At 44.0% G+C, this 13,871-nt stretch carries 15 protein-coding genes; 9 read left to right on the top strand and 6 right to left on the bottom strand.

Annotated elements, in window-relative coordinates:
• The first annotated feature begins 11 nt into the window (after window positions 1-11).
• Both TOL2_RS00445 and TOL2_RS00440 read left to right on the top strand, forming a co-directional pair.
• Window positions 12-1,706 (top strand): DUF2868 domain-containing protein, encoded by a 1,695-nt coding sequence (locus tag TOL2_RS00445; protein ID WP_014955604.1) that lies wholly within the window; start codon window positions 12-14, stop codon window positions 1,704-1,706.
• Window positions 1,706-3,103, top strand: a complete 1,398-nt coding sequence (locus tag TOL2_RS00440) for a DUF3482 domain-containing protein (protein ID WP_014955603.1) — start codon at window positions 1,706-1,708, stop codon at window positions 3,101-3,103. The genes TOL2_RS00445 and TOL2_RS00440 overlap by 1 nt, the downstream gene beginning before the upstream one ends.
• A 21-nt stretch (window positions 3,104-3,124) precedes the next feature.
• Here TOL2_RS00440 and TOL2_RS00435 read toward each other — a convergent pair whose 3' ends face one another.
• Together TOL2_RS00435 and TOL2_RS24720 are read right to left on the bottom strand one after the other, a co-directional pair.
• Window positions 3,125-3,889: an IS630 family transposase gene (locus tag TOL2_RS00435; protein ID WP_041279163.1), complete on the bottom strand. Its 765-nt coding sequence runs from the start codon at window positions 3,887-3,889 to the stop codon at window positions 3,125-3,127.
• Window positions 3,870-4,265, bottom strand: coding sequence for a helix-turn-helix domain-containing protein (locus tag TOL2_RS24720; RefSeq protein WP_014955601.1), 396 nt, complete (start codon window positions 4,263-4,265; stop codon window positions 3,870-3,872). Before TOL2_RS24720 ends, TOL2_RS00435 begins: the two co-directional genes overlap by 20 nt.
• Window positions 4,266-4,490: 225 nt before the next feature.
• Between TOL2_RS24720 and TOL2_RS00425 the strand changes: the two genes are divergently transcribed.
• Window positions 4,491-6,419 (top strand): oxidoreductase, encoded by a 1,929-nt coding sequence (locus tag TOL2_RS00425; RefSeq protein ID WP_014955600.1) that lies wholly within the window; start codon window positions 4,491-4,493, stop codon window positions 6,417-6,419.
• A 105-nt stretch (window positions 6,420-6,524) separates the two neighbouring features.
• On the opposite strand, the gene TOL2_RS00420 is transcribed toward TOL2_RS00425, so the two are convergent.
• Window positions 6,525-6,842: a DUF5320 domain-containing protein gene (locus tag TOL2_RS00420; protein ID WP_014955599.1), complete on the bottom strand. Its 318-nt coding sequence runs from the start codon at window positions 6,840-6,842 to the stop codon at window positions 6,525-6,527.
• Window positions 6,843-6,878: 36 nt separating this feature from the next.
• Window positions 6,879-7,409 carry a DUF134 domain-containing protein gene (locus TOL2_RS00415; protein ID WP_014955598.1) on the bottom strand — a complete coding sequence of 177 codons (531 nt, stop codon included), beginning with the start codon at window positions 7,407-7,409 and terminating at the stop codon, window positions 6,879-6,881.
• A 269-nt stretch (window positions 7,410-7,678) separates the two neighbouring features.
• Between TOL2_RS00415 and TOL2_RS00410 the strand changes: the two genes are divergently transcribed.
• Window positions 7,679-8,563, top strand: coding sequence for a damage-control phosphatase ARMT1 family protein (locus TOL2_RS00410; RefSeq protein ID WP_232508015.1), 885 nt, complete (start codon window positions 7,679-7,681; stop codon window positions 8,561-8,563).
• Here TOL2_RS00410 and TOL2_RS00405 read toward each other — a convergent pair.
• Together TOL2_RS00405 and TOL2_RS00400 are read right to left on the bottom strand one after the other, a co-directional pair.
• Entirely contained in the window at window positions 8,560-9,174 is a 615-nt protein-coding gene (locus TOL2_RS00405) for an LPP20 family lipoprotein (protein ID WP_014955596.1), read from the bottom strand. The genes TOL2_RS00410 and TOL2_RS00405 overlap by 4 nt on opposite strands.
• Before the next feature lie 177 nt (window positions 9,175-9,351).
• A complete protein-coding gene (locus tag TOL2_RS00400; protein WP_014955595.1) occupies window positions 9,352-10,386 on the bottom strand; it encodes a formylglycine-generating enzyme family protein in 1,035 nt (344 codons plus the stop codon).
• Between the two features lie 357 nt (window positions 10,387-10,743).
• Here TOL2_RS00400 and rbr point away from each other — a divergent pair, with 357 nt between their 5' ends.
• The 5 genes from rbr (at window position 10,744) to rpmB (ending at window position 13,702) form a co-directional block, all read left to right on the top strand.
• Entirely contained in the window at window positions 10,744-11,319 is a 576-nt protein-coding gene (rbr, locus tag TOL2_RS00395) for a rubrerythrin (RefSeq protein WP_014955594.1), read from the top strand.
• A gap of 192 nt (window positions 11,320-11,511) precedes the next feature.
• Window positions 11,512-11,838 carry a thioredoxin gene (gene trxA, locus TOL2_RS00390; protein WP_014955593.1) on the top strand — a complete coding sequence of 109 codons (327 nt, stop codon included), beginning with the start codon at window positions 11,512-11,514 and terminating at the stop codon, window positions 11,836-11,838.
• An 11-nt stretch (window positions 11,839-11,849) separates the two neighbouring features.
• Window positions 11,850-12,770, top strand: coding sequence for a thioredoxin-disulfide reductase (gene trxB, locus TOL2_RS00385; protein ID WP_014955592.1), 921 nt, complete (start codon window positions 11,850-11,852; stop codon window positions 12,768-12,770).
• A 2-nt stretch (window positions 12,771-12,772) separates the two neighbouring features.
• Window positions 12,773-13,423, top strand: coding sequence for an outer membrane protein assembly factor BamD (locus TOL2_RS00380; RefSeq protein WP_014955591.1), 651 nt, complete (start codon window positions 12,773-12,775; stop codon window positions 13,421-13,423).
• An 84-nt stretch (window positions 13,424-13,507) separates the two neighbouring features.
• Window positions 13,508-13,702, top strand: a complete 195-nt coding sequence (rpmB, locus tag TOL2_RS00375) for a 50S ribosomal protein L28 (RefSeq protein ID WP_014955590.1) — start codon at window positions 13,508-13,510, stop codon at window positions 13,700-13,702.
• Window positions 13,703-13,871 lie beyond the last annotated feature (169 nt).

Below are 13,871 nucleotides of genomic sequence, written 5' to 3'. Positions count from 1 at the left end.
AATAACAAATCATGAACATACGATTAAAAGATATCATTGATCTGGATTATCTCATCAGCATGGATGATGCCCTTGAATCTAAAGAAGAAATTACCTCCAGGGCCATGAAAGATCGAAAAATTTTCAGTCAATGCAAAGCCGGATGCAAAAACGATACTGCTCTTCTATTGGCATGGCTGAATTTCAGGAAAGCGGAATTTTTCCAGGATAGAGACAAAAAAGGACTGGCCCTGCTGCCCGGCACTTTTTTTTCTTCCCTTTACACCTGGGTGGTATATGCCATGATATTCTTCGGGAGCATGGCAGGCATATCACTGGCTTATTCATTCCTGGCCTACCACGGGACCCGTCCGATCAATGTGGCGGTGTTTATTGCCTTGTTTGTCGTATTGCAGGTGGTGTTGATTCTTCTCACCCTGATACTGCTGGCAAGAAGAGCAGCAGGAACAAAAAACAGGGAAAACCTATTTCACACTTCCATCATTCACACACTGATAGCTGCATTTTTTTTTAATGTCCTGCCCAAAATCCTGAAAAAAGCAGACTGGCCTGTTTTCAAAAAAAGTCTGGATACCCTGGAATATACGTCATCTCTCATCCGAACAAAAAACAGGGAATACATGCCTCTTTTTTTCTGGCCGTTTTTTATTCTGACATCCGTGTTTTCCTTTGGGTTTTCAACGGGTGCCTTTGCCGGCACTTTTTTCAGGATTATTGTCAGCGACATGGCGTTTGGATGGCAGTCCACCATCATGACCACAAGTAGCAGGGTCCATGATATGGTGTCCTTCATTGCCCTGCCCTGGTCCTGGTTTATGCCGGCATCACTTGCCCATCCAAGCCTTGAACAGATAGATGGTTCCAGGATCATTTTAAAGGACGGAATCTCCGTGCTGGCAACACAGGATCTTATCTCATGGTGGCCGTTCCTGTGCATGGGCATCGTGTTTTACGCGGTCATACCCAGGGCAGTTCTTATGATTACGGGGATTTTTGCCCGGAACCGTGCCGTCAAAAATTTTAATTTTGAAAGGCCCAGGTTCAAACAGGTGATAATCCGCATGCAGTCTCCTGTTGTTGACATTGATACCCATAAAACCCAGGTAAGCCGGGCTGTTGAACCCAACCCGATCAAGGAGATGAGCAACGCCCTGCCTGTGGCAACAAAACCGGAAACTCCAGATCATACAAAGGATCAGATAAAGGTTCAAATAGAAGTTCAGACTGATCAGCCAAAGCCACTGAATCAACCAAAGCCACTGAATCAACCAAAGCCACAGGATCAACCTAAAACATCAGCTCAAACCGCATTGATCCTTGCGTCAAAGACGGCCTATACAGATGCAGCCATTGAAAAAGTAATCCAACAGGTAAAAGAGTACTTGTTTTTTGATGTGAACAAGAGCATAGGAATCCAGTTTGATTTTAATACCGATACTCAAGCCGTCCACCAGGTAAAAACCGGTGATGAAGACCATGTGATACTGGTACATGAAGTATGGCAGCCGCCCATAAGGGGACTTCTCTATTATATTCAACAGATACGATCGGCCATGCCTGAAAACAAAACCTTGTGGATTTTGCTCACCCAGGATACGGGACAGGAAGATCTTTGTGTGGACGACACGGACATTAATTTTGAGATCTGGAAACAAGCCGTTTTTAAGCTTGAAAATCCCGGTATAGTGCTAAAAAGGTTTATGTAATGATCATACCCGAATTTGCAGTATTGGGCCATCCCAATGAAGGTAAGTCTTCCGTGGTCTCCACCCTGACCGAAGACGACCGGATCAAAGTCAGCCGGATTCCTGGTGAAACCACAGTATCAAAAGCCTATACGGTAAAAATTGACGGGGAAGATATCATCCGGTTTGTGGATACGCCGGGATTCCAGGTTCCCCGGCAGACCCTTGCCTGGTTTCGAGCCTTTGACGGTGATCCGGACCTGATTGTTGAACGGTTTATTGATACCTTTAAACAAGATCCGTTTTTTGCAGACGAGTGTGAACTCATGGGGCCTGTGGCCAAAGGAGCCGGTATTATTTATGTGGTGGACGGCTCAAGGCCGGTGCGGGATGATGACCTGGCTGAAATGGAAATTTTAAGACTGACAAGCCGCCCGAGAATGGCCATTATCAATTCCAAAACAGACGGAAAAGACTATACATCAGACTGGAAATTTGAATTTAGAAAACATTTTAACGCCATACGGATGTTCAATTCCAATACCGCCAATTTCACTGAACGCATTAAAATGCTGGAAAGCCTGAAATCCATTGATCAGGAATGGGAACCTGTTTTGTCCCGAGTGATCCTGGCCTTTAAAAAAGACTGGCAGAAAAGAAACCGGTTGGCCGGTGCCTGCATGACCCGAACCATTGAACAAAGCCTGTCTTTTTTTATCTGTGAAACCATCACTTCCACTGATCAGGATCAAATCAAAGAAAAGCTCAATGAAAAATACCAAGCCCATATCAAAGATCTGGAAAAACAAATGTTTAAAAAAATCCGAACCCTTTTCAAACACAATCTGTTTGAGGTTCACCTGCCTGAATATTCTATCCTCAAGCATGACCTGTTTTCAAAACAGACCTGGGAGTTGTTGGGACTGACAAAAGAACAATTGGCAGCCACAGGTGCCATTATCGGCGGCACTGTGGGGGCGGTACTCGACACTGCGGCAGCCGGGATTACTTTTGGTGTATTTACAGCCATTGGCGGGATTTTAGGAGCTGGTTCCGCCCTGTTCAGCGGGAGGAAAATAGCTGCAAAGAAAACCGCAGGCATGCGGCTGGGCGGTGATAAACTCCAGCTGGGACCTAATAAAAATATTCAGTTTCTGTATATTCTCATGGACCGGGCATTGATTTATTATTCCCATATGATTAACCGGCCCCACGGCCGAAGGGATTTGACGGATCTGCCCCAAAAGACAAAATCGGAAAAGAAAGGCTTTTCCACAGGATTTACCAGCCGCCAGAGAACGGTGTGTGCAAAATTTTTCAAAGCCGTGAATGGCCGGTCCCTGATCAAGGAAAAAACGGCCCTGTCGGATTTTGAAAATTTAGTTGAAACTATGTTAAAAAACATATCCAGCCAATAGTCTAAGTGCAAAGCGCTGTAATTAAGCCGCTAGTTTTTGTTGATTTTGAGAATCAAATTTTTCCAACATTTTAGCTTTTGTATAAGACCACTGAATCGGTTTTGGATTCTGGTTAAGATATTCAAAATAGTCCATAAGCTGTAATTCTAAATCCTCCTTATCTTGAAAATAGCATGGGGTCAGCACATCTCTCTGGAGCTTGCTGAAGATAATCTCTACCTGATCAAGCCAACTGGCATGGGTTGGCAGCCAATGGATTTTTACCATAAAGGATAAGTGAAGGGAATTAATCCACTTGTCCAACTGCTTTGGCGCATGAGTGGTTCCATTATCCAGGATCAGATGGATAGATTTTAGCCCCTTGCACACTCGATCGTTGAACAGATTTGAAAGAAAGACCTGAAAATCGACAAAACATCTGTTGTCAAAGCAACGTGCGATAGTGGTGCCTGTGGCGACCATCAAAGCGCAAAATAACTGCAATGCGCCTTTTCTTTCATAACGATCGGATACTTTTACCGAATGTTCCGGGATTGCAGGACGTGTTTCACTCAGTGGTTTTCGAGCCTGAATCGAAGTTTTTTCATCGACACAGACAACGGCATGGCCTTGTTGAGATAATTCCTGCGCTGTTTCATACAAATCCAGAACTGGCCCGGCTTTTTCGACAAAACAGGGATCAGTCGACTTTTGCCAGGAATGATATTGCCAAGGCTTAATCTTATCCTGATCCAACCACTGACGAATGGTACCGGCAGATATGGAGTTAATAATTTTTTTTTTCAATGGCTGTCTGAGCAAGTTTCTCGCCGGACCATCGTTTCCAGGGCTTTCCATGGTCACTGGGGTTTGAACAGGCCAATGCCGTGATCTGTGAACGCTGGAGGGCGGAAAATTTTCTGGGAGCGCCCGCGCGCGGCAAGCTTTTAACAGAAGGTTCCTTTTGCCATCGTCGCCGCCATTTTTTGACCATATCTGCTCCGCAGCCGACTTTTTTGGCAATGCGATAGTTGCTGTAATCCGGGCATTCATGTGCCAGCAGAAGAATGCGGGCGCGCTGAACTTCTACCCAGGGGGCCATATGGCTTTGACTCAAATGTTTCAATTCTTTGTATTGCTGTTCGGTCAGTTGAACCGCATATTTGGGTTTTGGTCCTGCCATAATTTTTCTCCAAATTGTTGTTGCTGAAAAACCGGTGTCTATAAGGAGAAAATATGCATTAAATAGTCTTTTAAAAGGCTTTCAAAAGACTGTTGTCGTATTTACAGCGTTCTGCACTAAGGAAAGCAAAAAAAACTTAAAAACTTGTATCCGTATGGATAGCTCACCTATATTACGGGGTATACCCAAAAATATTGACGGATAATTTAAAAGGAAGTCAAACCCATGTTATCAAATCTTTTCAGCCCGATCCGAATCGGCAATATGACCTCAAAAAACAGGCTGATGATGTCTGCCATGAGCATCAATTTTGGTGTGGATGACAATTGCTGTGTAACAGATCAGTTGATTGAATATTTCGTACAAAGAGCAAAAGGCGGGGTCGGCATGATGCTGGTGGGCGGTGGCAGTGTCCATCCCGGAGGCCAGGAACTGCCAGACCTGCCCCAGATGTATACTGATGATTGCATCCCTGCCCTTAAAAAAATGGTTCAACAGATAAAACCCTATGGCACACTGTTTGGGGTTCAGCTGATGCATGGCGGCCGCCAGTCTTATCTTCCCCAAAAAGTGGCACCCTCTCCCATTCCGGCACCTGCGGTCGTAAAAGGAGAGGTTCGGGCGCTTGAAATTCATGAGATAAAAGAGCTGGTTGCCTGTTTTGGGGATTCCGCCAGGCGATGCCGGGAAGCGGGATTTGATTTTATCGAACTTCACGGTGCCCACGGGTACTTGATCAACCAGTTTATGGCGCCCAATTCCAATATCAGGACAGATGATTACGGAGGATCTTTTGAAAACCGGACACGGTTTTTATTTGAAATCATAGCTGATATTCAGGCAAAAACCAAAAAAGACTTGCCCATCGGGATACGCATTAATGGAAACGATTATATAGAAAACGGATGGACACTTGAGGATACGGTAAAACTTGCACCGCTGCTTGAAAGCGCCGGCATTGTATATCTTCACGTTTCAGGCGGGGTATACGGCTCCACGGAACTGACCATTCCCTCCATGTACACCCCCCACGGGTGCTTTGTACATCTGGCCGAAGAAGTTAAAAAACATGTTACCATTCCCGTGATTACCGTGGGACGAATCAAGCACCCTGACCATGCAGACGACATCATAAAACAGGGCAAAGCAGACATGGTGGCTATGGGCCGGTCTTTTCTGGCAGACCCCTTTTATCCTGAAAAGGCGAAAAAAGGTGATTTTGAACAAATCCGGCCGTGTATCGGCTGCTGTCTGGGTTGTATTCATGCAGTGCTGGCCAAAGAACCTGGTTCCTGTGTGGCTAATCCTGATGTGGGAAGAGAGTATAAACTCAAATCGGAAAAACCGCCGGAACACTCGCTGAAAATCCTTGTTGCCGGAGCAGGTCCTGCCGGAATGGCAGCTGCAAGACAATTTGCCCTCCAGGGGCACAAGCCCATTGTGTGTGAAAAAAAACCGGAATCAGGCGGTTTGCTGGCCCTTGCCTCAACAGCACCCGGGCGAGGGGAACTCAATGATATCCTGGAGTTTTTTAAACAGGAGCTGAAGCGCCTGGCTGTGGAAGTCCGTTATAACACAGAGCTTTCCCTGGATCTGATCAATGAAATCAATCCTGACAAGGTTATCCTGGCCACAGGATCACTGCCGGACATGCCGGTGATCAAAGGGCTGTTTCAAACAAAAATGGACCTTGCTACAAATATTGATGTGATCAGCGGCAAAGAACCTGTTGGAAACAAGGTGATCGTGCTGGGCGGCGGCATGACAGGCTTGATCACAGCGGATTTTCTGGCAGACCAGGGAAAACAGGTGGTTGTCTTGAACCGGAAAAAAAATTTTGCAGAAGAAATGTCCAGCAATGACCGGTATTACTTAAGAGAACGGCTGAACAAAGAAACAGTATCCTTGTATAAAAATGTGTCGATTAAACAGTTCATAGACGACGGGGTGGTGTTTAAGGCCAATGGAGAAGAGATCACATTAACCGGTTTTGACTCAGTAGTGATTTCGGAAAAGCAAAGCGCGATCCGGGATGCAAAAGAACTTGAAGGAAAAACAACAGCCTTGTTTCACCTGATAGGAGATGCCAAAACACCACGGCATTTGATGTACTGCATCAGTGAGGCCGAAGAAATCGCAAGGTCGGCATATTGAAGCAAAAAAAATAAGACTGCCTGCAAATCAGCAGGCAGTCGCAGCGTTTATCAGCCATTGGTTGCTCCCTTACTGCTGATAAACGCTGGTTACGATTATTTCCATTTAAGAATCCGATAGGCTGGCAAGTTGCTCTTTGATGGCATTAAGTTCGGATTCCAGGATGTCTGCCCGCTGCTGCAGGGCCTGCTTGGTAACAGGCGCTGAAGCTGTGACAGGCACCTGGGAATACCATCGTCCACATCCAGGTCCCCGGCCAAAACTTCTGCCTCCCCGGCCCCCTCTGAACCCAGATCCAGGGCCTGCGAACCGTGCATTTCCAAACCCGGCTGCCCCGGCCATTTGACCATTGGCGCAAGTTCCCCGGCCTCCTCCTGTCATGGGTCCCTGATTCATGGGTCCCTGCTGATTAAATCCCGGCATAACTACCTCCTTTGCTGATAATTGGTTTGTTTTGAATTAGCGATTACCGCGTCTGCAGCCGCCGCTCTGACCCCGGCCCTGACCTCCTTGGCCCTGGCATCTTTTACCCTGACCCTGGCCTTTGCCCTGGCCTCTTTTGCCCTGGCCTTGTCCCTGACCGCCTCCCTGGCCACTGCCTGTTGCGGCTCCTGAATCCCGGCTGTTGTCTTTTTTCTGGTTTTCCATAATGTTCTCCTCTTCAATGTTTTTATTGCATCCGCCTCTTCTCCTGCGGCCTCTCCCCTGCATCTGATAACATCCGCCGGTGACCTTGAGGCGTTTGCCGGTCACAAGGGCTTCGGAGAGATTGTACCTGGCCTGTTTTAAAATTCTTCCAAAGGTCTGCCTTGACACATTCATCTGTTCTGCTGCCCGGGACTGGTCCAGTCCCATGTAGTCGCTGAGCCGGATAGCTTCAAACTCTTCAATAGAGAGAACCGTCTCTCCATTGTGAGAAATCCCATCCGGGGTAAATCCCTGTATATCGGGATGGGATTGAATGTATCTCGGGCGTTTAGGCCTTGGCATGATTACTCCTTGGTTTTATGACAATTGTTGGTTAGCGGTTGTTTGACCAATAATCGAATTGATCATTTGACTATAATGATAAGCGTGTTATAATTCGTTGTCAAGAAAAATAATGGTCAAATGACCAAAACAATAGACATGGCAGATTGACCTGCCACAACAAATAATGAAAGATGTTTAATTTCAGCAGGTTAAAAATTCTTTCATATAACTGCCACGGGCAGACCTGGCCTTTCGCTCAGATTTGCCCACAACAAAACATGAAGGTGATGATGAAAACATACAATGACTGTATTCCATGCCTTGTACGCCAATCCCTTGGGGCGGCAAGGCTAGTGACCGATAATGAGGACGTGCATCGCAATGTGCTGAAAAAAACACTGGCTGCCATGGCCGTCATGGACATGAAACAATCCCCCCCTATGATGGCTCGTCTTATACAGCAGACCATCGCCGAGGTGACCGGCAATAAAGATCCTTACAAGGAGGTCAAGCAGCAATTCAACCGATTTTCCCTGGAAATTTATCCTGATCTTGAGGCCAGGGTAAACCAGTCAGACCTGCCGCTTAAGACGGCTGTTCAACTTGCCATTGCCGGCAATATCATTGATTTTGGTGCGATTTCAAACCTGGACAAAAAGACGGTTTTTACCACCATAGACCATGCATTGACTCACGAGGTTAAGGGAGATATGGACAATTTGATCCAGATCTTTGACAAAGCCAGGCACATCCTCTGGATTGCAGATAATGCAGGTGAAATCGTATTCGACCGGCTGGTGCTGAATCTGATTGACACAAAAAAAGTGATCTTCGTGGTCAGGGGCGGTGCCATCCTCAACGATGCCACAATTGAGGATGCAGACAAGACCGGTATCAGAGACCTGGTGACGACAATTGACTCTGGAGCCGCTATTCCAGGAACCGTTCTGAATGAATGTTCAAAATCATTTCTACAGGCTTTTGACCGGGCAGACCTGATTATTGCCAAGGGCCAGGGAAACTACGAAACCCTGCCCCATGACGACAAGCGGATTTTTTTCCTGTTCAAGGCCAAATGCCCGGTAGTAGCCGAATTGGCACAGGTGAATCTCAACGACATGGTGGTCTGGAATCAAACAAGAAAACACGGTTTTCAGTCGGGCACTATTTAGCGATTAACATTATAAGGAGAATAATAATAAGACTCACCACACCAGGGATATGACTCACATCGTACAATATGACCATAATAAGGTGTGGCGTAATAACTGCGTATGTGATTAGTGTTTGCATATGAAGGAATTATATTTTTACCCAGTCCAGAAGGCCACCATATCAATTTGTCATAGATAAAAAATACCCTGACCTGCATATTTGCAGTATAAACACCATGCCCATTCGAAGCAACATCCATTATTTCAACCCCTTTTAAATACGATTGCGTTTGGGCTGTAATCTTATCCATGTTAATATCGGTTCCATTTCTACTGGAATATGAATTGATCAATGTTCCCTTCAATTTTTCCGAAAGCTGTCTGTAACCGTCAAGTATTGCCGATCTCTCCCCTAAAATTTCTGCCTCCCCGATCCTTACAGCGCTTTCAGGAGCAAGCCCTTTACCGGTAACCTTGAAAACTACTATTCGTTCATTGCCTCCTCCTGCATCACTTTCCTGTATAACGCTCCGGCCATCTATTTCAGCCATGTTAGCAGGATAATATGGCGCACATGAACACAAAAAGGATAAAGAAATTAAAATCACTAAAATACGTTGGCCTTTCATGAACTTCCTCCTTGAATAAAAAGCAAATACACTATCTCTATTCTTTTCATTTTGCAAATATCGGATAGTTAACAATAATTTTTTCACTACTTGAGAACATCGGCATATGAAAAAAATAACTTAACCCCAAGGTGCTTTTTTCTCAAAAATTTTCCCATAGAGATTTTAACATCAACTTCAATTATCCCTTGCCATAACAAGCCTGAATCCAATATGATCACTTCTCATACCAGGTATGGATTTATCCCGGTTCGTGCATCTGAGATGTGATGTATTATCCTTAAACGATCCTCCCCTGACAACCCTTGAAGACCCTTTTGAGTCATAAAACGGGTTCTTCCCGGCATGTTTTGCATAGGCCTTTTTGTGATAGACATCCAGGCACCACTCTTTGACATTACCACCCATATCATACAATCCCAGGTCATTGAAAAAAAAGCTGCCAACCGGTGCGGTTTGTCCATGAAACTCACCTGAATCACAGGTGGCACAGTTTTCTTCGGGACGCCAGGATTCATTGCCCCAGGGAAAGGCCACCTTTTGCCCGCCATTTCTACAGGCGTATTCCCACTGGGCTTCCGTAGGCAATAAAAATTTTTCACGGTTTTTTGCATTAAGTCTCTGAATGAACTTTTGAACGTCATCAAAAGAAACCGTTTCAACCGGGTGCCGCAAATCACTGGAAAACCTGGATGGATTCTCCCCCATGACACGATACCACTGTTCCTGGGAAACTTCATATTTGCCCATCCAGAACCCGTCCACACAAACTTTATGGGCAGGCCGTTCATCTTTATTACAGTTTCCCGAATGTTTATGACATCCCATTATGAAACACCCTTTGGGAATAAAAACAAATGCCATTCCCGTTACAGGCTCGTTAAATGTTTCCCCTTTTGAGAATTCCGGCAGTGTTTCATCATCAAATGTCTGGTCACAGTTTCCCGAGTACCGCCACAACTCCAACTTTGCCCAGATTTTTTCAGCCCGCACGGAGCCATTGTCATATGCTTTTTTAATCCAGCATTTGGCTTTAAACGGATCCTTTAATGTTTTTTTCCCGTAAAAATATGCAAGTCCAAGATCACACATGGCCTCAACATCCCCTTTTCTTGAATTTTCCAGCATCAAAAAAAAATCCTGATGATTCTCTGCATGGGAAATTGAAATAACCAACCCTATCATGACGATAAAGGACAATAATTTTTTCATGGCACTCCTCAATATATTTTCCTTAAAAGTTTTATTTATTTAAAAAAGCAAGTCAAGAAAGAATATCTGCTGAAAACAAATTTAATCGCTTTAAAAAAACAGGGGATTATAGTATTAATAATACTTTATATGAAAGCCTTAAAAAATTCAAACTATGACTTTCATGTTTTGTTGTGGACAAACCGAGGTTACCGGATTGCAGTATAAAAAAGCCATTTCTGCCGTGGCATTTATTCAAATAAAGATTCTTGAGCAGACCCAGATAAATTTGACCCCGGCAAAGTTTGCTGATGCAGAAAATTGAGTGATATAATTTAAGATTCAAGAAACCATTAACAGACAAAGGAGAACAAACTTATGGCAAGTTTAAAAGGAACCCAGACCGAAAAAAACCTGTTAACCGCATTTGCCGGTGAATCCCAGGCAAGAAACAGGTACACTTATTTTGCCAGTGCGGCCAAAAAGGAAGGCTTTGTTCAAATTTCTGATATTTTTACAGAAACAGCCAACCAGGAAAAAGAACATGCCAAAAGATTTTTCAAATTTCTTGAAGGCGGAGAACTTGAAATTACAGGTGCATTTCCTTCAGGCGTGATCGGAACAACACTTGAGAATCTCAAAGCCGCGGCAGCAGGAGAAGAATATGAATGGACCAAAATGTATCCTGATTTTGCAAAAACAGCCAGAGAAGAAGGATTTAATGACGTTGCCGCAGCATTTGAAATGATTTCCGTGGCGGAAAAACAACATGACAAAAGATATACAGAGCTGGCTGCCAATATTGAAAAGGGAACGGTTTTTAAAAAGAACCAATCTGTCAAATGGAGATGCAGAAATTGCGGGTATGTCCATGAAGGAGAGCAGGCCATTGAAATGTGCCCGGCCTGTGTACACCCGCAGGCTCATTTTGAACTGCTTGCTGAAAACTGGTAAAATTCAATATTTTCTTGACCACTTTTAATCTTAACTGCATTGAAGGGGTAAGCCGGCTTTGATTAGCTTATCAAAAACGGTCACCCCTTTTTTATGCTGCAAAACGATATTGATTAATTGACAATGAATAAATAAGAACATATATTTTCAAGATTATGTTTTAATCGTAAACTTAAATTTAGGACGGCTGCAATGACACAAAATATAATTGAAATTGAAGATGATGAATTCGAAGAAAAAGTTCTCAAATCAGACAAGCCTGTAATGGTGGATTTCTGGGCACCCTGGTGTGGCCCCTGTAAAGCCATTGCCCCTACGGTTGATGCCCTTGAAAAAGAGTACGGTGATAAAATGACATTTTTAAAAGTCAATGTGGATGAAAATCCGATCAGCCCCAGCAAATATGGTGTCCAGGCAATCCCGACGCTGATCTTCTTTAAAAACGGGGAAATAGCAGATCAAATAACCGGAATGGTTGCCAAAGAAAAACTTGAAGAAACCCTCAAAGGAGTCTTGTAAGGAGAGATACCATGACACAAACGGACTATGACCTTGTTATTATTGGTGCAGGTCCTGCCGGTCTGACAGCAGGTATCTATGCTGCCAGGGCGAGAATGAATGTCCTCCTTTTGGAAAAAACCGTGCCGGGCGGCCAGATACTGGTAACCGACTGGATAGAAAACTATCCTGGTTTTCCCGAAGGCATATCAGGATATGACCTTGCTGAAAAAATGAAAATCCAGGCAGAAGAACTGGGCTTGAAGATTGAAACAGCTGAAGTTCATTCTCTCAATCTTTCCGGGCAATCAAAACAGATCGTCCTGAAAGACAGGAGCATTACCGCCAAAAGCCTTATCATTGCATCAGGCGCATCCCCGAGGAATCTCGGTATTGGCGAGGATAAATTCATGGGAAAGGGCGTCTCTTTTTGTGCCACATGTGATGCACCTTTTTTCAAAGAAAAAACGGTTGTTGCAGTTGGCGGCGGTGATACAGCAGTGCAGGAAGCCATCTTCCTGACAAAATTTGCCAAAAAAGTATACCTGGTACATAGAAGAGACGAACTCAGGGCCGCCAAAATACTTCAGGAAAGAGCCTTTGCAAACGACAAAATTGAGTTTGTCTGGGACAGTGTTGCAACAGGTATGGAAGGTTTTTTCGGCCTGGAAGGGGTCAAGGTAAAAAACCTGAAAACCAAAGAAGAAAGAACCCTGAAAGCGGATGGCTGCTTCATCTGGATCGGCATTTTACCAAACACTTCTTTTTTAAATAATGCCGTTGAAACAGATGAATTTGGCTTTATCCGTGCGGATGCAACCATGCAGACATCGGTTCCCGGCGTATTTGCTGCCGGTGATGTCAGGGACACCCCTTTAAGACAGATATCAACTGCTGTGGGTGATGCTGCCATTGCGGCTGTTTGTGCAGAACACTTTATTGAGAACCTGTAATAATGAAAAAATTAATTTTATTCTTTATGATGGCGTTGTGGTTTTCCGGATGTGCCTGGTTTGAAACCTCGCACGAAATGGAAAAAACTGCTGAACAGCTTGTTTCAGAAGGGTCTTCTGCCTTTGCTGCAGGAGACTATAAAGATGCTGTAAAAGCATATACGGATTTAAAAGACTGGTATCCGTTCAGCAAGTACGCAATTCTAGCCGAGCTTAAAATTGCGGATGCCCATTATGAGCTTGAAGCCTATGATGAAGCGATTTTTGCCTATGAAGAATTTGAAAACATGCATCCAAAAAACGAAGCTGTTCCCTATATTATTTACAGAATCGGGCTTTGTTGGTTTAATCGGCTTGATTCCATAGACAGGGATCACGCACCTGCTAAAAACAGCCTGACCCAGTTTCACAGATTAATCGACCAATTTCCGGAAAGCGAATATGCCCAAAAGGCGGAGAAACATATTAAAATCTGCGTAGACAGCCTTTCCAAGCATGAACTCTATGTGGCCAATTTCTATATGAAAACAGAAAAATACAAGGCTGCATTAAAAAGATATGAGTATCTTATCGAAAATTATCCGGATTCAGAGGAAAGCAAACAAGCATTGAATAAAATACCCAGATGCAGGGAACTTGCCAACAAAAAGTAAAATTTTCTTTACTTTTATTTTTTTCTGGTATATTAATTTCAGGTTATTTTTTTGTTAAAAAATTTTTCTTTTAGGAGTATAAAAATGTCGAAAGTATGTGCAATTTGCGGAAAGAAACCAATGGTTGGCAACAATGTCAGTCACGCCCATAATTTGAATAAGAGAAGATTTAATCCAAACCTTCAAAGAGTTCGTGCTGTTATCAAGCAAGGTTGTGTCAGAAAAATAGATGTTTGCACAAGTTGCATTAAAGCAGGAAAAGTAACGAAAGCAGCATAAACCACCTCTTTTTTCAGATCATTTCAATGATCCAAAGAAAACGATTCAAAATAACCGGCAGATTATTTTAGAACAGCCGGTTATAAGAATTCAGTCAAATTAAACGGCACAACCGGTTTGACGATAACCGTCTGCCGGTAAAGCCGTTTGTTTTCAACAACAATATTGC

The organism is Desulfobacula toluolica Tol2, from assembly GCF_000307105.1.
In the GTDB taxonomy this organism is placed as follows: domain Bacteria; phylum Desulfobacterota; class Desulfobacteria; order Desulfobacterales; family Desulfobacteraceae; genus Desulfobacula; species Desulfobacula toluolica.
This window is presented reverse-complemented; position numbering and strand designations above follow the sequence as displayed.